General features: G+C 43.2%; 22 protein-coding genes and 1 riboswitch. Of the genes, 13 read left to right on the forward strand and 9 right to left on the reverse strand.

Annotation, left to right across the window (positions count from 1 at the left end):
* The first annotated feature begins 43 nt into the window (after window positions 1-43).
* Window positions 44-643 carry a TetR/AcrR family transcriptional regulator gene (locus tag I1A42_RS09870; protein ID WP_196123368.1) on the forward strand — a complete coding sequence of 200 codons (600 nt, stop codon included), beginning with the start codon at window positions 44-46 and terminating at the stop codon, window positions 641-643.
* A 98-nt stretch (window positions 644-741) separates the two neighbouring features.
* Here the strand turns inward: I1A42_RS09870 and I1A42_RS09875 are convergent, their stop codons facing one another.
* Window positions 742-1,503 (reverse strand): DeoR/GlpR family DNA-binding transcription regulator, encoded by a 762-nt coding sequence (locus I1A42_RS09875; protein ID WP_196123369.1) that lies wholly within the window; start codon window positions 1,501-1,503, stop codon window positions 742-744.
* A 255-nt stretch (window positions 1,504-1,758) separates the two neighbouring features.
* On the opposite strand from I1A42_RS09875, the gene I1A42_RS09880 reads away from it, so the two are divergent.
* Genes I1A42_RS09880 through I1A42_RS09910 form a run of 7 tightly spaced genes read left to right on the forward strand, consistent with a single transcriptional unit; the run spans window position 1,759 to window position 9,557 of the window.
* Entirely contained in the window at window positions 1,759-2,856 is a 1,098-nt protein-coding gene (locus I1A42_RS09880) for a DctP family TRAP transporter solute-binding subunit (RefSeq protein WP_329604816.1), read from the forward strand.
* 23 nt (window positions 2,857-2,879) lie between these two features.
* Window positions 2,880-3,395, forward strand: coding sequence for a TRAP transporter small permease (locus tag I1A42_RS09885; protein ID WP_196123370.1), 516 nt, complete (start codon window positions 2,880-2,882; stop codon window positions 3,393-3,395).
* Between the two features lie 21 nt (window positions 3,396-3,416).
* Entirely contained in the window at window positions 3,417-4,697 is a 1,281-nt protein-coding gene (locus tag I1A42_RS09890) for a TRAP transporter large permease (RefSeq protein ID WP_196123371.1), read from the forward strand.
* A gap of 20 nt (window positions 4,698-4,717) precedes the next feature.
* Window positions 4,718-5,422, forward strand: a complete 705-nt coding sequence (locus I1A42_RS09895; protein WP_196123372.1) for a type 1 glutamine amidotransferase — start codon at window positions 4,718-4,720, stop codon at window positions 5,420-5,422.
* 53 nt (window positions 5,423-5,475) lie between these two features.
* Complete coding sequence (locus tag I1A42_RS09900; RefSeq protein WP_196123373.1) at window positions 5,476-6,891, forward strand: NAD(P)/FAD-dependent oxidoreductase; 1,416 nt, start codon at window positions 5,476-5,478, stop codon at window positions 6,889-6,891.
* A complete protein-coding gene (locus tag I1A42_RS09905; RefSeq protein ID WP_196123374.1) occupies window positions 6,884-8,122 on the forward strand; it encodes an NAD(P)/FAD-dependent oxidoreductase in 1,239 nt (412 codons plus the stop codon). The genes I1A42_RS09900 and I1A42_RS09905 overlap by 8 nt, the downstream gene beginning before the upstream one ends.
* Window positions 8,115-9,557: an FGGY family carbohydrate kinase gene (locus I1A42_RS09910; protein WP_196123375.1), complete on the forward strand. Its 1,443-nt coding sequence runs from the start codon at window positions 8,115-8,117 to the stop codon at window positions 9,555-9,557. Before I1A42_RS09905 ends, I1A42_RS09910 begins: the two co-directional genes overlap by 8 nt.
* 237 nt (window positions 9,558-9,794) lie before the next feature.
* Here the strand turns inward: I1A42_RS09910 and ltrA are convergent, their stop codons facing one another.
* The 3 genes from ltrA to I1A42_RS09925 form a co-directional block, all read right to left on the reverse strand.
* A complete protein-coding gene (gene ltrA, locus I1A42_RS09915; RefSeq protein WP_161154336.1) occupies window positions 9,795-11,267 on the reverse strand; it encodes a group II intron reverse transcriptase/maturase in 1,473 nt (490 codons plus the stop codon).
* Window positions 11,268-12,403: 1,136 nt separating this feature from the next.
* On the reverse strand, window positions 12,404-13,402 hold the full coding sequence (locus I1A42_RS09920) for an ornithine cyclodeaminase family protein (RefSeq protein ID WP_196123376.1): 999 nt from the start codon (window positions 13,400-13,402) through the stop codon (window positions 12,404-12,406).
* A gap of 47 nt (window positions 13,403-13,449) precedes the next feature.
* The gene (locus tag I1A42_RS09925; protein WP_196123377.1) at window positions 13,450-14,445 is read right to left on the reverse strand and encodes a threonine ammonia-lyase; all 996 of its coding nucleotides are present in this window, start codon (window positions 14,443-14,445) and stop codon (window positions 13,450-13,452) included.
* 200 nt (window positions 14,446-14,645) lie between these two features.
* Here I1A42_RS09925 and I1A42_RS09930 point away from each other — a divergent pair, with 200 nt between their 5' ends.
* Window positions 14,646-15,086 (forward strand): LysR substrate-binding domain-containing protein, encoded by a 441-nt coding sequence (locus tag I1A42_RS09930; RefSeq protein ID WP_230389372.1) that lies wholly within the window; start codon window positions 14,646-14,648, stop codon window positions 15,084-15,086.
* A 181-nt stretch (window positions 15,087-15,267) separates the two neighbouring features.
* Here I1A42_RS09930 and I1A42_RS09935 read toward each other — a convergent pair whose 3' ends face one another.
* From I1A42_RS09935 to I1A42_RS09955, 5 genes are all read right to left on the reverse strand, one after another.
* The gene (locus I1A42_RS09935) at window positions 15,268-15,804 is read right to left on the reverse strand and encodes a GNAT family N-acetyltransferase (protein ID WP_196123379.1); all 537 of its coding nucleotides are present in this window, start codon (window positions 15,802-15,804) and stop codon (window positions 15,268-15,270) included.
* Between the two features lie 141 nt (window positions 15,805-15,945).
* Window positions 15,946-16,620 carry a haloacid dehalogenase type II gene (locus I1A42_RS09940; protein ID WP_161157471.1) on the reverse strand — a complete coding sequence of 225 codons (675 nt, stop codon included), beginning with the start codon at window positions 16,618-16,620 and terminating at the stop codon, window positions 15,946-15,948.
* A gap of 265 nt (window positions 16,621-16,885) precedes the next feature.
* Window positions 16,886-17,344: a GNAT family N-acetyltransferase gene (locus I1A42_RS09945; protein ID WP_196123380.1), complete on the reverse strand. Its 459-nt coding sequence runs from the start codon at window positions 17,342-17,344 to the stop codon at window positions 16,886-16,888.
* A gap of 67 nt (window positions 17,345-17,411) precedes the next feature.
* On the reverse strand, window positions 17,412-18,164 hold the full coding sequence (locus I1A42_RS09950; RefSeq protein WP_196123381.1) for an SDR family oxidoreductase: 753 nt from the start codon (window positions 18,162-18,164) through the stop codon (window positions 17,412-17,414).
* Between the two features lie 127 nt (window positions 18,165-18,291).
* Window positions 18,292-19,035: an SDR family NAD(P)-dependent oxidoreductase gene (locus I1A42_RS09955; protein ID WP_196123382.1), complete on the reverse strand. Its 744-nt coding sequence runs from the start codon at window positions 19,033-19,035 to the stop codon at window positions 18,292-18,294.
* A 372-nt stretch (window positions 19,036-19,407) separates the two neighbouring features.
* Here I1A42_RS09955 and I1A42_RS09960 point away from each other — a divergent pair, with 372 nt between their 5' ends.
* The 4 genes from I1A42_RS09960 (at window position 19,408) to I1A42_RS09975 (ending at window position 23,760) form a co-directional block, all read left to right on the forward strand.
* Window positions 19,408-20,946, forward strand: a complete 1,539-nt coding sequence (locus I1A42_RS09960; protein WP_196123383.1) for an ABC transporter substrate-binding protein — start codon at window positions 19,408-19,410, stop codon at window positions 20,944-20,946.
* A 56-nt stretch (window positions 20,947-21,002) separates the two neighbouring features.
* Window positions 21,003-21,100, forward strand: a riboswitch (TPP riboswitch).
* Window positions 21,101-21,205: 105 nt separating this feature from the next.
* A complete protein-coding gene (gene thiD / locus I1A42_RS09965) occupies window positions 21,206-22,099 on the forward strand; it encodes a bifunctional hydroxymethylpyrimidine kinase/phosphomethylpyrimidine kinase (RefSeq protein ID WP_196123384.1) in 894 nt (297 codons plus the stop codon).
* The gene (thiM, locus tag I1A42_RS09970; protein WP_161157477.1) at window positions 22,096-22,914 is read left to right on the forward strand and encodes a hydroxyethylthiazole kinase; all 819 of its coding nucleotides are present in this window, start codon (window positions 22,096-22,098) and stop codon (window positions 22,912-22,914) included. The genes thiD and thiM overlap by 4 nt, the downstream gene beginning before the upstream one ends.
* A gap of 150 nt (window positions 22,915-23,064) precedes the next feature.
* Window positions 23,065-23,760 (forward strand): pirin family protein, encoded by a 696-nt coding sequence (locus tag I1A42_RS09975; protein ID WP_161157478.1) that lies wholly within the window; start codon window positions 23,065-23,067, stop codon window positions 23,758-23,760.
* Window positions 23,761-23,819 lie beyond the last annotated feature (59 nt).

The raw sequence follows: 23,819 nt of genomic DNA on the forward strand, positions 1-23,819 counted from the left end.
AGGGAAACTTACCCGGAATTTTTGATGGGATATCGAGAGACCTATGCGTGTAAAAAGCGAAGAAAAACGACAGGAAATATTGGATATAGCCAAGCGTTCATTCACTCAACAAGGGTTTGAACAAACGTCTATGTCTTATATCGCTAAAGAGCTGGGGGGATCGAAAGCCACGCTATATAACTACTTCAGTTCAAAAGAAGAAATTTTTTCGGCCGTGATGGAATCATCTGCTACCGAACAAATAGCGAATGCGTTTCTTTCGCTCGATCATCATGATGATCTAGTGGCCGCATTACCGGAATTCGGCTTTAACTTTTTACAATCGGTGTTAAAGCCGGACATCATGGCCATCTACCGCATGGCGATGAATGAAGCAGAGCGTTCGTCCATTGGTCGACATTTCTATGAAAATGGCCCGAAGAAAGGTTGGCTTCACCTAAGTGGTTACCTACAACACCAAATGGAAAAAGGCCACTTACGCGCCGCAGATCCGTGGTTAGCGGCTATGCAGCTTAAAGGATTGCTTTCTGCTGAATTTTTCGAACCTTACGCGCTTCGAGCTATTGATATACCAGACGATAATCAAATTAAACTCGCGGTAGAAAGAGCCATTGGCGCCTTTATGGCACTGTATAAACTGTAATGGTGATATACCCAAATAACCTCAAGATACACTCTTGCTGAAACAGCATCTTGACGTTACTTGGGTATATAGCTCGGCAAATGATTTTGCCAGGCTATTTAATCAGCGAGATGCAAGTTTAATGAAGATTGCTCGACCTTCTCAGCAATATCAGTCGACAAGGGTTCATCAGTAACCAAATGGTCAATTTGATTAAATGACAATACCTGAAACATCGCACTGCGATTGAATTTGGAATGGTCGGCGACCACAATGACCTGCTGAGCTTGTTCTGCCATTGTCTTAGTCAGTTCTGCTTCTTCTAACGTAAAATCTGCAGCACCATTACTGTCAATCGTCCCAATAGTTGAGATCAAATATTGCGCATTAAATAGTTTAATCTGACGGGTTGCCATCAGTCCTAATGATTGTGATGATTCAGGATGAAATTCCCCGCCAAGCAAATACACTTGATGATCGTATTGAGCAAACTCAGTGGCGATTTGCGTCGAGCTGGTAATCACGGTTAGGTGTTTTTTTGCTTGCGCAAGTTCTTGCGCCAACAATAGCGTGGTCGTCCCCGTGTCCATAAATAAGCTTGAACCATCTTCAATTAAGCCAACCGTATAATGGGCAATGCGCTTCTTCTCATCGATCGCTTCACTTAAACGTGTAGTAAAACCGTTTTCTTTCTCCAAAATAGGGGGGAGCGAGGCTCCGCCATGAAATTTACGCACTAACCCCTTTTTCGCGAGCACATTCAGATCGCGCCTAATGGTCTCTCCTGATGTATCAAACATTTCCGTCAGTTCATCAACAAATACCCGTTCTTCTTTTTCTAGCTGTTTCAGTATTGCTTGCTGTCTTTGTAATGGACGCATCGTGCCCCCTGCTACGTAGTTATGATACAAAATTGGGCAATTGCACACATTTGATCCATTGCCAATGCCATTTTATGCCCCATTTCAATTACTTAACCGATTGAAGTGTCACTAATTACTTAATGTTGATTTGGTCTATTTTAAACTATAAACACCCACAATTACGACTATTTAGTCATTAATAAGACAAAAATAAACACAAAACCCACAATTTGGCATAAGACTTGCTCTCTTGTTCGTAAGCAAACGTTAATAGTGTCTCACGTTGAGTGTCATTCATTTTCATCTCAGACACCAACCATACCCAATAACAACACATATCTTATTGAACATCCTAAGGAAGGGAGTAACTGCATTATTCGTTCACCATGGATCAAAACCTTTACCAAATTGACGTTATCAATCGGACTCACTGCAATCGCAACACAAGCTTCTGCACTAACCATTAAAATCGGCCACTTTGGCAATCCAAACACACCTTTTGATGATGGAGTAAAAATCTTCGCGCAAAAAGTCGACCAATTATCCCATGGCGATATTAAAGTCGTTGATTTTCCAAGCGGTCAATTAGGCAACGAATCCCAAGAGATTGCCGCCCTACGCGGTGGTTTACAAGAGATGCTCATCACGTCTTCATCAAACTTGACCCGTTATTCCAAACCACTTCAAGTACTCGACCTACCTTTCCTATTCGCTAATGATGCACAAACTGACAAAGTCCTGTTAGGACCAACCGGCGATAAGTTGTTAACAGGACTCAATGGCAGTGGACTCAAAGGGCTGACTTTTTGGGACAACGGCTTTCGCGATTTATCCAACTCAAAACACCCCATCACAAAGTTATCCGACTTTAAAGGCTTAAGTTTTCGTGTGATTGGTCAGCCGGTCTACATCGATACTTTCAAAGCATTAGGCGCAAATCCGGTGCCAATGCCTTTCCCTGAAGTGTATTCAGCGCTTGAAACCAAAACGGTCAGCGGTCAAGACAACCCGCTATTAACTGTACGAGACGTGAAATTTTACGAAGTGCAAAAATACCTGACACACTCTCGCCATGCTTATTCTGCAATGATCGTATTAGCTGGTAAGCCATTCTGGTCTCGCCTAACTGATGCTCAAAAAGAGATTGTACAAAAAGCAGCACGTGAAGCAGGGATTGAGCAACGCAAAATTATGCGTGATGCTGTAGAAAAAGCAGAGAACATGCTGAAAAAACATATGGAAGTGGCTGATGATTTTGCACCGGGCGAACGTGCAAAAATTACCAAAGCAGTACAGCCCGTCATCAACAAGATGCTAACGGATGAAACTCGTCCCTTCTACAAAGAAATCAAAGCAGATTTAGCTAAGTAATCAGTATTGGATACCCCTTCATTATGCGATTGATACATAAACTTGAATCCATGCTGGAAGCGTTAGTGGCGATACAACTTCTCGCCACTATCCTCACGGTATTTTCCAATATCGTACTGCGCTTTTTCTTCAATAGCGGCATCCCCGTTACCGACGAAATATCGCGCATTATCATGGGATCATTGATATTTACTGGTGCGGTGCTCGCCTTATCTCAAGGCAGCCATATCAGTATGACGCTGGCAATCGATAACCTGTCGATAGGGAAGAAGAAAGCAGTTGCTGTCATTGTTGCAGCTGCGATGATTTTCTGTGACTACCTTCTCGCCTCTGGTGCTTGGTCTCAGGCAACGATCAACATGAATAATAACTACCCATTATCAGGCTTACCTGCCTGTATTCCTTATGTGGTGGCTTTGATCTGTGGTGGCGTTATGGCGGTGCAAACCTTCTTGATGCTGCTGTTCGTTTTACTCGACAAAATGCCGGTTGATCGTTTTTCTCCCGGCAAAACACGCAAGACACCGACCCCACGCTAAAGGATTAAATCAGGTCTTATTATGACAGTAATTTTATTTTTGGCCGTGTTAATTGTTTGTATTGTGCTTGGCATGCCTATCGCTTGGTCTTTGATGATTTCAGGTGTAGCACTCATGCTGCATTTAGACATGTTTAATGGTCAAGTGATTGCCCAAAACATGATTTACGGCACCGATAATTTCATTTTTCTCGCCATTCCAGGGTTTATCTTGGCTGGAGAATTGATGAACCGTGGCGGTTTATCACAACGTATTATCGAAGTTGCAATAGCAGCATTCGGCCACATTAAAGGCGGACTGGGCTATGTCGGGATCTTTGCTGCATTGATTATGGCCTCTCTTTCCGGATCCGCCATCGCGGACAGTGCTGCCCTCGCAGCTATCTTAATACCCATGATGCGTATCGCAGGCTACCCTGAAGGTCGTAGCGGAGGATTACTTGCAGCCGGTGGGGTTATCGCCCCCGTCATTCCTCCCTCCATTGCACTGGTCGTTTTTGGCGCAGTGGCTAACATCTCGATTAATGGTCTATTTATGGCCGCTATTGTTCCGGGACTTCTAATGGCTGCAGCGTTGGTCGCAATGTGGGCATGGTCTTCACGCAATGGCGATTACCAAACGCTAGAAAAGCAAAGTGGTAAACAAATTCTTACCGCCATCATTAAAGGCCTACCCGCCTTAGTTCTGCCTATTGTCGTCATAGGTGGTATGCGCGTTGGTATTTTCACCCCAACTGAAGCGGCGGTCATCGCGGTGGTTTATGCTGCGATTATTGGCGCATTTGTCTATCGAGAACTGAGTTTAAAAGCGTTCTACGAATCACTGGTTGATGCGGGTAAAACGTCCGCCGTGGTGATGTTCTTAGTCGGTACTTCCATGATCTCTGCTTGGCTGATTTCTATCGCTAATCTACCCGCGGATATTGTTAAGTTACTCACGCCATTATTAGACCAGCCAAAACTATTGCTCGGTGCCATTCTATTTTTAACATTGGCACTAGGCATGGTGCTCGACTTTACCCCATTAATGTTGATTTTAATGCCGATCATGATTCCACTTTGCCGCGCTGCTCATATCGACCTCACGTATTTTGGGGTGGTATTTACCATCGCAGGAGCGCTCGGCATGCTTACCCCACCCGTGGGTAATGTTCTAAACGTGGTCTCTGGTGTCGGAAACATTCGCACTCACAAAATCATCGTCGGCGTAATGCCCTTTCTGTTGGTTCAGTTTGCCGTGCTCGCTCTGCTCGTTATTGTTCCGCAAATCATCACCATTCCGCTCTCTATGCTCAGCGATTAATTAATAAGGATCGTATTGTTATGACACCTCGTATTCATTATTTACAAAACCTTGATACCGCTGGGGTTGGCAACATCACGCAGTGGGCACAAGCACACGGCTACCCGCTAACTGGGACGCATCTATACGCAGGGGAACCTCTGCCTAGACTCGAAGACTTCGATATTTTGGTCATCTTAGGGGGAGTGCCACAAGAGTGTAGTGAGTGGCTAGAAAGTGAAATTCTCTTTATTCGCCAAGCTATTGATGCCAACAAAGGCGTGGTCGGCCTCTGTTTAGGTTCTCAACTTATCGGTTGTGCTATGGGGGGAGAGCTCGTTCCACACACTTGTGCTGAATCTGGTTGGCTTAATGTTGAATTGGCTGAGAAACCTAAAACGCACCCACTGCTAAGTGGTGTGGATTCACGAAAATTGTTTTTCTTTCATCGTAATACCATTGTTCTTCCACCTGTATTTGAACTGCATGCAAGCACAGAAGGCTGCAAAAATCAGATTTTTACCACTAGCGATAGAGTGATAGGCATTCAAAGCCATCCAGAAATGGTGGCCTCTTCTATTGAATATTTGGCAACGTATAAAGCCGACAATTTACCTAAAGGCCCTTACACCACACTGGGGCTTATCGATGCTAGCCAAGACGAATTGCTCACTCAAGCAGCGCAATTTTTAGCCACGGTATTAAATAATCTCGTCACTATTTTGCAGCAAGACTACCAGGAATAACAGTAATTGAATTTGGTACTTCCAATAGGAAGTCCCATTCAGGACAAATAGTTATGGAACAGACTGAAGTAACACGTTCAATCAAACAACAAACGTTCGATGTCGCGATTATCGGCGGCGGACTCGTCGGCTGCGCAATGGCCAGACGATTTACCCTTGAGGGAGCACGAGTTCTCTTACTTGAACGAGGCTCAGATATATTATCGGGCGCAAGTAAAGGTAACAGTGCCATTTTACATACCGGTTTTGATGCACCGCCAGACAGCATTGAACTGCAATGCGTACAGAATGGCTATCAAGAATATATGGCGATTCGTGAAAGCATGAATCTACCCGTGTTAAAGACCGGTGCGCATGTGGTCGCTTGGACTGAGAACGATCTTGCTCAATTTCCCAAGATTTTGGCTAAAGCCCATCAAAATGGCATCACGAATGCAGTGGAAATTGGTCAATCGGAATTATTATCCAGAGAACCAGGGCTTGCTAAACATGCCAAAGGGGCGATTTGGGTACCTGATGAATTTTTAATTGATCCATGGTCTGCCCCCCTCGCCTATCTTCAACAAGCTGTCGATAATGGCGCCAACCTACTCTTAAACTGCGAAGTAACAGATGGAGAGTTTGATGGTCAAACATGGCAGCTCAATACCAGCAAGGGCCAACTAAAAGCCACTTCTGTTGTAAATTGTGCTGGCCTACGCGGCGACTGGTTGGAAAAAAATCTATTAGGTGACTCTGATTTTGAGATTCGCCCACGTAAAGGCCAATTTGTTGTTTTCGACAAAGCGGCACATCACCTGATCGACAGTATTATTCTGCCGGTGCCGAATGAAATCACCAAAGGCATTGTCTTGACTCGCACTATTTTCGGTAACCTTTTGGTTGGCCCAACCGCTGAAGAACAACCAGACCGAGATCATGCTGCGCTCGACAACAAAACACTAGAAACTCTGCGTCAGGCCGCTATTGAACATATTCCAGCTCTTGCAAACATTCCCGTTACCGCAACCTATGCTGGATTAAGGCCGGGCAGCGATGAAAAAGAGTACCGAATTCATGAGCATTGGGATAAACACTACATCACGGTGGGCGGTATTCGTTCGACAGGGTTAACTGCGGCTTTAGGTATTGCTCAATATATTTACCAAAAGTACCGCTCGCATTTCTCTCATCAACCCATTGCCGAGCCAAGCACACCGCACATGCCGATATTAGCCGAGCATCTTAAACGTGACTGGCAAACACCAGGCTATGAAGAGATGGTATGCCATTGTGAACTGGTTACGAAAAGAGAGATCGAAGCAACGTTTAACACCTCAGTGCCACCCGGTGATTTCGGTGGGTTAAGACGCCGCACTCGCGCCTGCATGGGGCGTTGCCAAGGCTTCTACTGCAGCAGTCGCGTCGCAGAACTGGCTGGCGATAAACTGCGCATTCCGCTTACTGTTGAGGAGCACAATCATGACTGAGGTCATTCATACAGATGTCGCCATTATTGGCTCAGGTCCAGCCGGATTGTCCGCAGCAACCGAACTAAAAAAGCGAGGCATTACCAATGTGATGGTCTTAGAGCGTGAACAAGTCGCTGGTGGCATACCACGCCATTGTGCTCACCCACCCTATGGGGTGCTCGAATATCATCAATTGATGACAGGCCCTACGTTCGCAAAGCGCAATGTTCAAGAGGCTCAAAAAGCAGGTGTCGATATTAGAATCGGTACGACGGTTATTGCGCTAAATCCCGATGGTGAATTAGATGTGATGTCGTCATCCGGTCCATACAAAATAAAAGCACAACGCGTACTGTTATCGACCGGTGTTAGAGAGACACCTCGTTCAGCTAGATTTGTCGGTGGTGACCGCCCTATTGGTGTGTACAACACAGGGGCATTGCAAAACTTTGTTCATCTGAAAGGCAAAAAACCCTTTCTTCGACCGCTAATTGTTGGCACCGAGTTGGTCAGCTTATCGGCCATTGCAACTTGTCGAAAAGTGGGAATTAAACCAGTTGCGATGATAGATAGCCAAAGCTCAGCCACAACGTATTCGGCGTTGATGATGTACCCCAAATTAAGCGGTGTTCCTGTTTATTATGGTGCGAATCTAGAATCCATTCATGGTATTGGCCGAGTTGAAGGCGCAACATTACGTTTTGCTGATGGTTCAACACAGGATATTGCGTGTGACGGGATTCTATTTACTGGCAAATTCACCCCAGACTCTGCTTTGATTCGCCCGAGCCATTTGCTGCTCGATAACGGCACGGGCGGTCCACTGGTGGATCAAAATGGCCGTTGTAGCGATCCTAGCTACTTTGCAGCAGGCAATGTATTACGCCCAGTAGAAACCGCAGGCTGGTCATATCGCGAAGCTAAGCGCATTGGTCGTTTTATTGCTCAAGACTTAGCAAAACCACCCGCTTCCCCCGTTTCTAACATTACAGTAGAAGTCGAACATCCCATTCGCTTTTGTGTTCCACAAAAGCTGGTTCTTAACACCACCGCAGCCCTACCTCATTTGCAACTAAGAGTCGCTCAAGCGGTGCGTGGACATATTGAAGTTAGCTCTAACGGCAATGTGCTCTACAGTAAAAAGGTGAACACTCAACCGGAACGGCGCATTCTTATTCCACTGGATAAAATCGCGCTGGAGCATGTGTGCAACGGCAAACTTGAGATTCGAGTGACAGATAATGGGTGAGAATAATTCACAACGTTTTGCTGCGATTGATCAAGGGACAACCAGCACGCGTCTCGTCATCACAGAGGCAAATGGCGCGGCCAGTGTCCCCTTTTCGGTGCGTCATCATACCACTTACCCGCAGCAGGGATGGGTTGAACAAGATGCCAATGAGCTACTGCATAACGTTCAATTATGCCTTACACACGCCGGCGATATTGCGGCGATTGGTATGGCTAACCAAGGTGAAAGCTGTTTGGCTTGGGATGCCAAAACAGGCGAACCACTTTCGCCGGTGATTGTTTGGCAAGATAATCGCACCAGCGGCACCATTGAAAGGTTGCGTGCCCAAGGCTTAGAACAACTGACGCTCGATCGGGCAGGCTTACCGCTAGATCCTTATTTTTCGGCCAGTAAGCTGCATTGGCTTGTTGAAAATATTCCCGCGGTTAAACAAGCCTACCAAGAAAAGCGCCTGCATATTGGCACCACCGACGCCTTTTTTCTAGAACGCCTAACGGGACGATTTGTAACGGATGTGACCACAGCATCTCGCACCTCGTTAATGAACCTCAGTACCCAAACATGGGATGACACGTTATGCGCACGGTTTGGGGTACCACTTGAGTGTTTGCCAACTATATCGGCCAGTGTTGCCAACTTTGGCACTCTAGCAAACGGGGTTCCGATCACAGCATCGTTAGTTGATCAACAAGCATCATTGTATGGACATGGGTGTCGCAATCCTGGTGATATCAAAATGACGTTTGGCACTGGGGCATTCATGCTGATGGTAACAGGAGATCAGCGCCCGAATGCGCCAGAGGGCTTGCTCGCAACCACCGCTTGGCAAATGGATAATTCGCTCACTTACGCCTGCGAAGGGGGGATCTATCATGCTAGCGCTGCTATCGAATGGGCCAAAAAACTTGGCTTATTTCATCACTACCAAGAGATTGAACAGTTTGCACAGCCACCCGCTATCGAAAGAGAGTTAGTGTTTATTCCTGCCCTTTCTGGGCTTGCCGCCCCTTTTTGGGATCGCTCAGCAAGCGGCTTATGGATAGGGATGGATGGCGGGACAAGCGCATCTTGTTTATGTCAGTCGATTCTCGAAGGTGTTGCTCTTAGGGCGGCCCAAGTGATTAATGCCATGCCACATTTAGAAAATAGCCACGCACGTTTATCCATTGATGGTGGATTGACTAATAACCCCTATTTTGTGCAATTTCTCGCCGACGTTTTACAACGCGACGTCATTACCTCCAGTTTCACAGAACTGACAGGTTTTGGCTGCGCTGCGCTAGCCGCATACGGAGCGAACGGATCTAACCTTGTCATCCAAAACGATGAACATATCTATACGCCGCAAATATCGGGGCAATTAGCACAAAAATGGCTCGCCACTTTCGACCGAGCACTCACCTTCAGCCGCGACTGGAAAAAAACACCTTAGCAGTCGAATAATAACGTCGTATTCAAAGCCTAATAGCTCTCATATCTATAACGATGTGAGGGCTTTTATGCGTTTCGTTAGTACTGTATATGCCAATAAATATTACTCAAGATCTAACTCAGTTTTGTCGGATAGGCGACACCTGTTACCAAGTGCCGCCCTCCTAAGAACCGTACGTGCAACTTTCACTGCATACGGCTCAAGCCTCCACTAAGGCGTATTACGTTACCCAACAACCTAGATAGCAGTTAAAGCAGGCTCCAACCATGAGTGACGACTTTCCTTTTTCGATTTCCTCTTTGCCAAGTAATCTTGGTATTGGGGGTCGAATGGTGTAGCCGCACTTCGGATCTTCACATGTCTTTTAATCGGCGTTTTCGCTATTTGAACTAAGTTGTAATGACAGTCCATGTTCGCGATTTTCTGCCAACCGTGAAATTGCCAACCACCACTTCTATTCATGTAGTATTTGCGCCTGACCCAGTCTTTTGGCTTAGTAGGATGGCGTCTAACCGCCCATCGCCAAAGAAGCCAGAAGATTTGATGACCGAGATAGCCGAAGGTTCGTTTTGCAACGCAGTGACGATAATAATTCGCCCAACCTTTCAGTTTAGGATTCAATAGTCTAATAAGATCATTGACTGGCATTGTTGCGTGCTTCTTGATGAGTTCACGCAAGTTTCCCAAGAAAGAGAGAACGTTAGTTTTACTCGGTTTGATGAGCAATTTACCTTTGTACTTCCTTAGGTTAAAACCTAAAAAGTCAAAGCCATCATCTATATGAGTAAGGTGTGTTTTCTCTTCAGAGAGTACCAACCCTCTTTCTTTTAGAAAACCAATTAACCGAGGTTTGATTTCATTAATAAGAACATCTTTTGATGATCCGGTTATTATAAAATCATCCGCATAACCGATGAAGTTAACTCGTTCTCCCGAGCTCTTGCCTACTTCCTTTACAAGCTTTTCTAAGCCCGCAAGTGTCAGTAACATAAGTGTTGGAGAGATAATTCCGCCTTGCGGAGTTCCCTCCGATGTTCGGTAAAACAAACCTTTATCAATATAGCCTGAGCCTAGCCACTGCTTTAGCATTCGTTTGTCTATTTGAACATTTTCAATTAGCCATTCATGCCCGATTTTGTCGAAGCAAGCTTTAATATCCCCCTCCAAAACCCATTTACCTGAGCGCTTAAGACACAAACATTTAAAGCATTGTGCTATAGCGTCAGCAGTACTGCGATTCGGGCGAAAACCGTAGCTGTTAGGATCAGCTATCGTTTCCGATATCGGCTCCAAAGCAAGTAAATACAGAGCCTGTTGCGCTCTATCTATCATGCATGGAATGCCTAGAGGTCTAAGTTTGCCGTTCTTTTTCGGGATGTAGATGCGTCTGAGTGGTTTGGCTCGATAACCTTTACGATTCAATTGATCTACTGCGGTCATCCGACGAGCATCTGTATTCCAGATGACTCCATCTATTCCGGGTGTGTTACTGCCTTTGTTTTGAGACACTCGCTTCACAGCCAGTAGTTTAGCTGATCTTGAGTGTGTTAAGATCCACTGCAAAGCTCTCGCTTTACTGTGTTTTCCCTCTCGGGTTGCTTTTGCAATGCGCATTTGAAGCTTTAATACGTGCAACTCGACAGTTTTCCAATCGATGGATTGCCATTGAATGCTGTTAGGAGAGGCACTAACTTCTAATGAAGCCACCATTTGCGTTTCTCCTTAAATAAAGTTCTTCAAATCATCTTGCAACGGGAGACCAGTTAGAAGTCAGCTCGCTTTCGCGCCAGATATAAACCTGTATCCACTTCATTACAAAGCGGCATTTGCTTTTTCTAACCTCCTTTACCTGCACACCTATCGGCAGTCTTCGCAGACTACTTTCCCGAAAGGGAGATATACAGGCTTACCCTGTTTCGTATGTCGCGTAAAATATCAGGTTAGATGCCCACTATAGTGCGGAGAGCACATCGATCACGAAAGAGTACTGTCCAACTTCTTTCCGGCTCTCATTGCCTTCTTGGCCACAGCGTACAAACCACTTCCGCTGCTTCATCGTATAACGCGCCTTACATGGATTCACTTACGTTCATCATACTGACACCCTAGCACTTACCCGATTTGTGGTTATCAGGAGGAACGTTCTCTCACGATTCAGTTCCCACTCAGTCTAACAACCGAGTTTCGTTACATTGTCGGATTCGCTGCTTTATTCAGAATCCTAGGGTCACCTGGTGATACAGATGGTTCACTCTTATCGTGGTGAACAACGCTCCATACGACTTCAGGTCGCACGGACAGAAACGTGTTAGTAGTTGTGCTCTAAAACGCTTCTGTCGAACTAGGAAAAGTATGTTTATACTTTAATCGTTTGTTATTAACAATTTCACGGATACTTTCTGTCATAACTGGATTTTGACACATAACCAATATGCCCATACAAACCTTAGTTCCAACTGTTGCCAACGATACCAATACACAATTATTTTTTTTGGCACCATTTGGCTCGAGAACAATACATCACTTTAATAATAGATAATATTTAAAATAACTACTTTTATTTAGATAATTGAACTCATCAATTATCTAATTTATTAATTTTTTAAAAGCTCGCTTTAGCCAGTATTTCAACTCTGATTAGAATGAATATCTATGCTAAAAATATCTATATTTCATCACTTGGTAAAAATTCTAACTCAGGTCGTGGTGGTATAATGAATTTGCTCACCTGATTAGTTGCCTAGACAACATTAAACTATTACATAAATTTTTATAATCAGATATTAGAAAATGCTTAATTTATATGTATCCTTAAACACTTCTACAGAATGATTTGCAGTCTCTAACTATTTGATAAAGTTATAAGATGTACCTATACATCTTTCTTTTGCCATTTCAAATAGCATCGCAACCATCACATTATCTTGTATTGCCATACCAACCGTGTCAAAAATAGTAATCTCGTCGTTATTGGTACGTGCTACTTTTTCACCTAAAATGATCTGACCTATTTCTGCATAAATATCACTTTCTTTTAAATACCCCTGCTCAACAGCATGATGAGTTTCACCATTTTTCACACAAAGCTTACAGCTATCATTAACTACTTTGGCATTGGCAAAAAGGCTCGCTTCAATTTCTTGTTTATCAGGCATATCGGAACCAATCGCCGCAATATGAGTACCAGGTTTTACCCAAGTTTCTCTTACAATTGGTCCATCGGAATAACGTCCCCTTGTTGTGGTAATAAGCACGTCAGCATTCTCAACAGCTTCCTTTGCACTCTTACACTTAAAGACATTAAGATCACTCTGCTCACTCACTTCATTATAAAAATCATTTAAAAATTCACTGCTGTTGCCCCATAAATATACATTTTCAAACTGCTTAATCTCCAGAGCAGCATAAAGCTGCCTTCTTGCTTGGCGACCAGTGCCGATAATGGACAGACTCTTTACATCATCTCTAGCTAAATATTTGATTGAAATTGCGCCAGCCGCTGCAGTACGACAACCAGTGATCCATGTGCCATCCATAATGCATTTAAGTAAACTAGTTGATGCTTCATAGAGCAACACAGTGTTCATACCTATTGGCAAGCCGACACTGGGGTTATTATCATAACCACCTGATGAAGACTTCATCGATATATAATCACCACGAATATCAAGTCCAGCTTTAAAATCAATACCTTGATGAGTTCCTGGCAAACTTACAGCCATAAAATCAGGTTGAATAACCAAACCATTTTGAAAAGACTTATAACCTTCTTCGACTGCCAACAAAATTTTATTCAAGTCGATGAGCTCTGCAATTTCACTTTTGTTGAGTAAAAGTGTGTCCATGTATAATCCTCCACTAACATTTTAATATCAAAATACCTTTTAATTTTTCAAGTGGCGATATTTCCTTCAACTATTTCACCTTTATAAATTTGTCCTAACTTATTAAGATCCCAGTTTCCAGAAGAAAGAACCAACGCGACTTTCTCGTTGCGTTTTAGAAATATTTTCTTTGCCAACAAAGCAGCAACAACTACACATGAAGTCGGCTCAGCAATGAGTTTAACTTCTTTAGCAATCAATTTTGTCGCATGTAGAATATCTTCTTCTTCTACTACGACAATTTCATCAACGTACTCTTCTATAATTGGATAAGGGTTATCTGACGGATAACTACATCCAATACCATCAGCAAGTGTCGGTGTGCACTCAACACGAGTTTTTTCTCCTTTTTCACGACTAACATAAAAGGCACAAGTGGCAGCGGCTTGAACCGCAATAACTCTGATGTTCTTATTTTTCCCCTTAATGGCGGTAGCAACACCAGAAGCTAAACCACCACCTCCTAATGGAACAACAACCGTTTCAATATCTGTCTGAGAATCAAGTATTTCTAGTGCTATGGTTCCTTGCCCTGCCATCACGGCATAATCTTCATAACCATGAACCATAGTATAGTGATTTTCAGCAATTTCATCGGCAACCTTCTTCATACGAGAGGCATACGATCGCTCCCATGTAATAACGTCGCCACCTAATCTCTTTGTATTGTTGATTTTTATTTGAGGTGCATCTTCAGGAATCACGATTACCGATTTCATATTCAGTAGTTTTCCTGCATAAGCACATGCCTGCGCGTGATTTCCTGACGAACTACAAATTATCCCATTAGAACGCTCTTCAGGCGATAGCACTAAAGCTTTGTTAAGCGCACCCCGAATTTTAAATGAGCCAGTGAGCTGGAGCATTTCAGGCTTAATATAAATTTGAGCGGCTAAAATATCGTCAAGATATTCCGCCCTAAGCAACGGGGTAACAGTGATATACGGGGATATGCGCTCTGCGGCCTGTTCAATATCTTTTAGGGTTAATGGTGATGTATTCATATTTAATCATCCTTAAAAACTCATACCCCTAAACTACCTTATTGAATAAGATTATTTATCGTTAGTTTAGTGGATAAACCATAGATGTTGTTTTTATTAAAAGCCCAAACAGTATTTTTTACCGTAATAGTCACTGATGGTCATAGAATAATTATAAGGTACTGGAGAGGTCGAAGTTTAGTTAATAACTTGTCAAGGCCTTGTTTTATGATAACTTTGTTAGTGTGGTTAGAAAAGGACACCCACTTGATCAGTGTAAAAAGGTAACGGCTCAACAATATTGTCTATTTAGTCATATTATCGCCTCCCGAAGAGGGGATTTTTCAGGACCTGTTGATGAAGAACTGAAAGAACAAGGATTAGCTCGACATATTGTTGCAACGGTACCCAGTTTCCCTGCTGCACTTGAAGTAGCCAAGCATTCAGATTTAATCGCATTAGTGCCATCATCATTTTTGCTGAATGAACCATTAAGTTCAAGCAACGCTCTCTTATGGGCATTTGAACTGCCAGTTCACACTAACAAAATTACAATTTCTATGATGTGGCACCCTCGTCTCCAATCAGATTCCTCTCACATATGGCTTAGAGAACAAATAGAAAAAGTCTGTCAGGAAGTAATGCAAGAGCGTCGATTTTAAGCGAATGAATTAAGGTCAAAATACATAACGTGACTTTTAAATTGCTAGATGGATTACCTAAATTAAGTCAACGCAGTACTTATAGAAATGTTATGAGCTGATACTCTAACGCATAATGGGGCAAAAACGTTCTACCCGAGTAGGCCGAAACAAAAATAGACAGAAACGAGCCAGTTTTTCTTTATACCTTGTGCCATTCACTTCGAAGGACTGCCAAAACTACTGTATCCCACCACTGTCCTTTAAAAAAGCGATGCTCTTTAAAATGAGCTTCTTGACGCATACCTAAAGACTGGCACAGCTTAATAGCAGGAAGATTTTTGCTGATTGTCTCCGCATAGATGCGGTGAACGCCTAATTCCAAAAAACCAAAGTTTGCGAGCGCTAAGGCGGCTTCATGACTTAACTTATTACCCTGAGATGACCTTGCAAACGCACAGCCCATTGAAGCTTGCTGATTATCCTCTAGGCGTAAACAGACAGTTCCGATGAACTCTCCTGACGATTTACACTCAACAGCTAATTGGTACGACTTTCTTGGCGTCTCACCAGCCTGGGCAATAAATAAATTGGTTAACTCTCTGTATTTATTAGGATCACAGTCACTCTCGTCATAGAAACGCTGATATTTAGCATCTTGAGACATAGCAACAAAGTCGCTTTCATCATCCGGAGTCATGTCCCGAATGATCAAACGTTCGGTCTCAATTTTAAACATCAAAAGTTCCTCTTTCTTCATGAGGTAAAACGTTTAAAGTACAGGCGTGGCTTTTTCACATCCATACCTTTACTGAGTAACTCAGTGCTGACTAGGTTGAAATACGACTTAAGTCGTTTGTGTCAGATTATGGATATAAAGTTAGCCGTCTATGGAAATGATTCTATTAACAATGGATGCCATATTTTGTTCAAGAATATCTGGTTTAAGATATAAAGGGTTGTAGATAGCATTCATTCTATTTATATACGCAGCTTTCATACCTACAGACATAGCACCATGAGTATCCCAATCATGTGTAGCAACTAGTCGCAGATTGTTGACATCACAGTTCAGTTTTTCTGATGCATATTTATACGCAATCGCGCTTGGTTTAAAAGTGTTGACTTCCTCTACGGAAATTATTTCATCAAAGTATTCATTTAAATCAGCATTACGGATCTGTTTTTCAATTAGTTTTTTTGATGAGTTAGAGAACGCAACAACTTTAAACCCTTCCGATCTTAATCGTTTAAGCGCAGGTTTTATGTCCTCATGAGGAGGAAGCTCTGAAAATGTATTTAATAAGTCATCCGCTTTTTCAGATAACAATTCAACATTCACTTTCGCAGCTAATGACTCCAGTGCAATTTTAGATAATGTTCCAAAATCTGTATGAACTGATGTTAATAGAGAGACTGTTGATAAGTGAAGCAGCATAGCAAACCACGTATCAGTGTAATTCTCATCCCCAAAAAGTAATTTAAATTTTGGTCTTAAAGCACCAAGATTCAAAACCGTTTCGTTAATATCAAACAATACAACCGTTTGTTTCACGACAGATTCCTTAATGTTATGTAAGCCTATGAATATCTAGCACATAACAGACTACTCCTATTCAGAACTTTAAACACTAGTGATTACGCCAAAAAGCTGTCATAAGAAAAACTAGGACAAGTATCGCAAGCGAAATGGTTCAGCTTCATGCGGCTAAATTATTTAGGAGCATAGGTAACTCACCACAGATTGACGGAATCAAAGATGAATATAACGTTAAAAATCAGGGACGAACGACTTTGGGGAATAACTAAAATTGGGCCAGCTAAAAGTAAGCCGATAGTGAACTTTCACCAACTGAATGGTCTTTTGTAGTACACATACAATCCGAGCTATTTACACTGACAAAACCAAGATTTTCGTAATACTCATGCCCAATATCACTGTGCAAGTAAATCGCTTTACAGCGTCTACTCTTGAACAACTCTGTTTTAACCAAGTTGATCAACGCCGAACCATAGCCATTGTTTCTTTGTGCGGGAGTTGTCGCTAACGAACCAATGCCAAAACACCCTTCCGTTAGGTTAAATAGCCCACTATAGACGATAAGAGAAGAAACAATTTGCTCGTCTTCGACTAACACATACCAAGTGCCAGATTGATATTTTTTACTGTTTCGACAATTAACCAGATATTCCTCATAGGACTGACAGCCATTCCAAACATCAAAACCCATTGAGTAGACAATATCTAACTCAAAGACCTTGGCTTTTCTGATGTACATTCTTGGAAACTCCTTAATTTAATACAGGCATATGCCATTATTAGGAATAAGTAGCTCAATTAATGAATCACAAACCACCAGTTACATCCAGATAATTACCCGTTGAAAACGTAGATTTCTCAGATGCTAACCAATAGATTGCTTCAGCGACCTCTTCAGGTAAGCCACCTCTTTGAAGTGGAATTTTACTTTTAAGTCTTTCAATCCTGTTCGGCTCTCCACCGTCAGAATGCATGTCAGTGTAAATTAACCCAGGACGGACACAGTTAACTCTTATACCTTCAGCAGCAACTTCTAACGACAAACCTTTCGTTAGGGTATCTATCGCTCCCTTTGACGCAGCATAATCAATGTACTCGTTTGGAGAACCTGAACGAGCTGATCCAGAAGAAACATTAACAATAACACCACCTAATCCACCATTTTTGTTCGACATTCGTTTAACAGCTTCACGGCTGCACAAGAAGTAACTTGTAACGTTATTTACTAAAATGCTATTAATTCTCTCAGCACTCATTTCTTCTAAACGCATTTGTTTCTGCAATATACCGGCATTGTTGATAAGCACGGATATCGTACCCAACTCTTTATCAACCACATCAAACAAACGAAGCACACCAGCTTCTTGAGAGACATCAGCCTGAACTATAATGCACTGCCCCCCTTTAGCTGCAATTTCCTCAGCTAAGCTACTTGCAGCTTCAACGTTAGATTTATAGTTAATACATACTGCATAACCATTTTGAGCGAACAGTTTTGCAGTAGCGGCACCAATACCTCTGCCACCACCGGTGATAACCGCAACTTTTCGGGCTTCCATATTTACCTTGTGAATTTGAATGAACTATTGGTCTATCCTAACCAACGTTGTTACTGAATTGTAAATTATTTAAAATTCCACATCTGACTTCGGATACGTTTGGTAGGGCAAGTTCGGATTGAAAACCTCAAGCACCTGTCAGTGAAATCCCGCCATCAACCACCAGCGTGTGGCCAACAATATAACTGGCTTTCTCCGACAGAAAAAATTCTATGGCGTTGACCACTTCTTCACTGTGAGCAAAGCGCTCAATTGGCACCACATTCGAGACTTCTTGGCGAATATTAGGGTGGTTGGTTTGCTTCTCTTCCCAGCGCGGGGTCCAAGTTACTCCGGGAGCCACACCGTTAATGCGAATCCCATCTTTAATATTTTCTAGCGCCAGTGAGCGAGTTAAACCTTCCATCGCATGCTTAGCTGCACTATACATTGATGCGCCTGGAGTTGGTCTTAAGCCATTCACAGAGCTGATATTGACGATCGCCGCGCCCTTTTTCATCAGTTTAATTTCGTGTTTTAAGCACAATGCTTGAGCCCAAAAATCAATATTAAGCGTATCTTTTAATAATGAGTTTTCCACCTGATGAAAACGTCCACTAGACGCTATCTGTGGTGATGCATTATTTACTGCGGCATGAAGTTCGCCATAGGTCTCACTCACGTAGGTAAATAACTGTTCAATGTCACTATCAATAGATATATCGCTGATTTTATGATCGACATTAGCTAGATCTGGATACAGATCAAGCGCCTCGTTCCAACTGGATTTTGAGCGTGAGCAAGTCACCACCTTATAGCTTTCAGCCGCTAAACGGCGTACCGTTTCAAGCCCAATGCCACGTGAACCACCAGTAACCAATGCTATTTTCAATTTGGACTCCTTTCCTATTAATATAATGATTATTCAATCAGTTAAATCTGCTTTAGTCTTTATCCAATCTAGCACGTAAAATGGGCGATGACTGTATAAATCTGATCAGATTCTAATATCCGACTTCACATCTTAACGCGATGACCAAAATGCAACTATTTGCTTACCACTTTTATCCCGACATTAATCTATAAGCCTTTGTTATAAAAATTGTAAGTAGCCATTACCTTCACTATAGTTAGTCTGGACATAACAGATGTTCTCAGCTTGAATAACCCGACCCATTACAAGATGCACAACAAGGCTCTTAACGGTGTTTGTGGCGATTCACAGGCAGATATTGAGAGGCTGTAACTTAGGACGATCACTCGAATGAAGAAGTGGTTTTTGGTAGCAATCGTATTGATAGCTGCTGGGTTAAGTTTTTGGCCCACAACAGAGAAAAGTACCGCAAAACAGGCCATTAGCATATCTGGGCCATTTGAGTTTCATAGCCGTGAACTTTCAACCAATGGCTACGTATTCAGCCGTTTACAAATCGTTGAATCATTGGTTGCTGTCGATGAAAAGGCCAATCCTGAACCTTTGCTAGCGAAAAGCTGGATGCAAAGTAAAGATGGGTTAACTTGGTCTTTTATGTTGAGACGCAAAGTCACCTTTCATAATGGCACCGAACTGACTCCACATATCGTCGTCAATGATCTTAAGCGCGCGCAGCAACATTCTGGCGTACTTCAACAAGTCCCAATCACCAACATCACCCACGATGATGAGCAGGTGATCATTCGCTTATCACGGCCGTATCGTCCATTACTGTTTGTATTAGCGCACTATTCAACGGCAATTCTTGCACCTGAATCTTTTGATGATAATGGTAACATTACCCAGATAATTGGCACGGGTCCTTACGAGATAACAAACTTGCAGATGCCTAATATTGTTAAGGCTACCGCTTACACCACTTACTGGGGTAAACCTGCGAATATCCCGCAACTCAATTATCTCTCAGGTCATCGCCCTGAAAGTCGTGCTTTACTTGCACAAAGTGGCCAAGCTGATATCGCGTATTCCATTGACCCTGCCAGTATGGAGGCTCTAAAAAACAGTAAAAACCTCCATATGAAAGTGGCGGCTATGCCTCGTACAGTGATGTTAAAACTCAACAACGCCCATCCTTATCTCAATAATGTTAAGGTACGCCACGCACTAAGTTTAGCCATTGACCGACATGAAATAGCCAATAAAGAATTAGGTTTACCGGGCTCGGAAGCTTATCAACTTTTTTCTCCTGCATTAGGCGCATGGCATATCGATGGATTAGAGAACCGACACCGCAATTTAGCAGAGGCTCGCAAACTATTAGCCGACGCTGGATGGCAATTAAATTCGCAAGGCGTACTACAACGAGATGGAAAAACTTTCACTCTCAATTTAGTAACCTACGCAGATAGGCCGGAACTTCCGCTGATTGCCACCGCAATTCAAAACCAATTGAAACAAGTCGGTGTTGTTCTCAAAGTCCAGATTATCGATGCGCAAGTCATTCCAGCGAAACAGAATGATGGCACTCTAGACATGGCATTAATTGCTCGTAATTACGGCATGTTATCCGATCCTCTGCCGATATTACTTAACGACTTTGCCGAGCACACTAATTCTGCATGGGGACCGATGAATTGGTCTTCACCTAAATTGCTGGCTCTATTAAATACACTCACCAGTGAAACGGATAAATTTCAGTACCAGCGGAATGCTCAACTTGCTGCACACTTGTTAGTGAATGAAATGCCGCTTATACCGATTACGTATTACCACCAGATCATCGCAGTAAATAAGAGTTTGCAACACTTTAGGTTTGACCCATTCGAACTTAACTATCGTGTTGCAGAGCTCACCTTAAAATCTCATTAGCACACACATAATACGTAATTATCGATTGCTTAAATAAATGAAGTTGCTAGGATACTTGGTGATAGTCGGGGTGCCTTTAGGCTGAGATCGCAATGCGAGACCCGTTGAACCTGATTCAGTTAATACTGGCGTAGGGAACTATGACTGCGGTAACTCGTATTGGTACCCAAATGATAAGAGTTACTCTCAATCACAAAACCTCTCCTTTGCATAGTTAGTGGTTTTGTTTGTTCCTGATGTCGTGTATTAGGAGCAAACCATGAAACCTAAAACAGACATTTCTTTTATTCCAAATATCCTGACCATAGCAGGCTCAGACAGCAGCGGCGGCGCGGGAATTCAAGCCGATATAAAAAGTATTTCCGCCAATGGTGGATATGCATGCAGCATAATTACCGCTTTAACAGCGCAGAACACGCAAGGTGTGCTGGATATCCTACCTGTGCCGGAAACGCATATTGAACATCAATTAGACGCCGTCTTCCAAGACATCCACATCGATGCCGTCAAAATTGGCATGTTGCCTAACGAGGCAAGTATCGCCATCGTCGCGCAAAAGCTGCGTCAGTATCAAGTCACCAACGTTGTTCTGGACCCCGTTATGGTGGCAACAAGTGGTGACGAATTACTCGCATCTACCGCAGTAAGCACCTTAATAAGAGAACTCTTCCCTCTTGCCACGGTCATCACGCCTAACTGGCATGAAGCTGCGGTCATATCCAAGCAACCGGAACCTAAAACTGACCAGCAATTCGCGGAGTTTTGTCAGAATTTAAGAACACTAGATACCCCGATTTTACTCAAAGGAGGCCACAGTTTTTCTCAACATGATGCCTGTGATGTTCTACTAAATAAGGAGAGTCAGTTTACCTTTCACGGACAACGAATCGATACCAACAATACTCATGGTACGGGATGTACACTCTCCTCGGCGATAGCAACCCACCTAGGACATAAAGAACATTTAGTGAATGCGATTTCACTCAGTAAACACTATATTACTCAGTCATTAAATTATGCTGACCGTCTCTCTGTCGGGCATGGACACGGGCCGGTGAACCACATGTATTTGCATCCTAGCCAACGCTCTATAATGTTCCCCACCAAAAAGCAGAGTCGCGTTACCAAGCCGCGTCATGAGGTACAACTATGATGACTCATGACATTATTACGGCTCTGCACAAAGTACGACAAATACAACCATTAGTGATCAATATGACCAACGATGTGGTGACCAACTACTGTGCGAATGCATTACTCGCTGTCGGCGCCTCCCCTATCATGGCGAACTCACGACACGAAATGGCTGAGTTGATCAGCATGGCCGGCGCGTTAGTGGTCAATATCGGCACACTCAACGAAACGCGCGTCAATCAAATGCATTATGCCATCGAATGTGCCAATCATGCGGGCATCCCTGTGGTACTTGATCCCGTGGGATGCGGAGCGACGAAATATCGAACTCAGGTTAGCCAAACCTTTTGCACGCTTGCTGAAAATCTCATTATTCGCGCGAATGCCTCTGAAATTAAAGCGTTAAGTGGCATGAAAGGGAACACTAAAGGAGTCGATAGCACGGCAGAGTCCACTGACGTCATTGATGCGGGTTATCAACTTTTAAGGCCTGGGGTTTCAGGGATTGTGATTTCCGGCGCCACCGATGTCATTATTAGCCCAACTCAACAGGTTCACCTCTACAACGGCAGCACGCTCATGCCTTATGTAACAGGTACTGGCTGTAGTCTCAGTGCTATGGTGGGTGCATTTGCAGCCGTTGGTGAAACGTCAGGATTCGCTGCCACAGCAATTTGGGGAATCGCAGGGGAAATTACGTCACATAAGGCGCAAGGCCCTGGTAGTTTTGCCGCTTTAATGCTCGATAACGTGTACCAATTGGACAATAATCAGATAAGCAACACATTTAGAGGTGACGTTATCGCTAATAATAGTGCGATGAATCTAGTTTAGATCATCACCGCTGCACACAAAAAGTGAATCATGTGCAGCGGAATTCGTTCAATTTTTTTGATGATTACCAACGAGATTTGCCAATTTTGCATTTTGACAGTTGATTTAAAATAACAAACATCTCTAAAAAATTTGAATGAAGGACACTCCATGATCGAAAAAAGGGCGGCGCAAGAACGAGGGCATGTCGATTTAGGCTGGCTTAATAGTTATCACACCTTTTCCTTTGGCCAATATTACGATCCTCATCATATGGGATTTTCTGCTTTACGCGTGATTAATGATGATACTGTGCAACCTGATCAAGGTTTTCAAACCCACGGTCACCGCAACATGGAAATCATTAGTTTTGTGTTAGAAGGCACTATCGCGCACAAAGACAGTGGCGGCAATATTGAAACGTTGCCACAAGGCGAATTCCAACTGATGTCCGCAGGCCAAGGGATCTACCACAGTGAATTTAATCACTCATCGACGAATCCGTTGCATTTCTTACAAATTTGGATAGAACCCAATCAAACCGACACTCGGCCTAGTTACCAACAAAAACCATTTAATGTTATTCAAGGCTTAACGCCGATTGCCACACCTGATGGACAATACGATTCGTTTACCATCAAACAAGATGCTTCACTGTTCCAATTAGTGCTTGCAGGACAAACGCAGCAGCGCTACGCAATCGCAGAGTCTCGCCGCGTATATGTGCACCTCATCTCTGGATCATTACAAATTAACGACCTGTCTCTCTTACCTGGTGATGGTGCGAAAATTTCTGATATTGACCAAATCGATCTAATTAACGAAGGTAGTGAACAAGTTATCGCTTTAATGTTCGATCTGCCCTAGCCCTCCTCCATAGTAAGAGTCAAACTCTTACTATTTTCAGCTTTGTAACCGGTTACAGA

Origin of the sequence: Vibrio nitrifigilis, assembly GCF_015686695.1 — a bacterium.
GTDB lineage: Bacteria > Pseudomonadota > Gammaproteobacteria > Enterobacterales > Vibrionaceae > Vibrio > Vibrio nitrifigilis.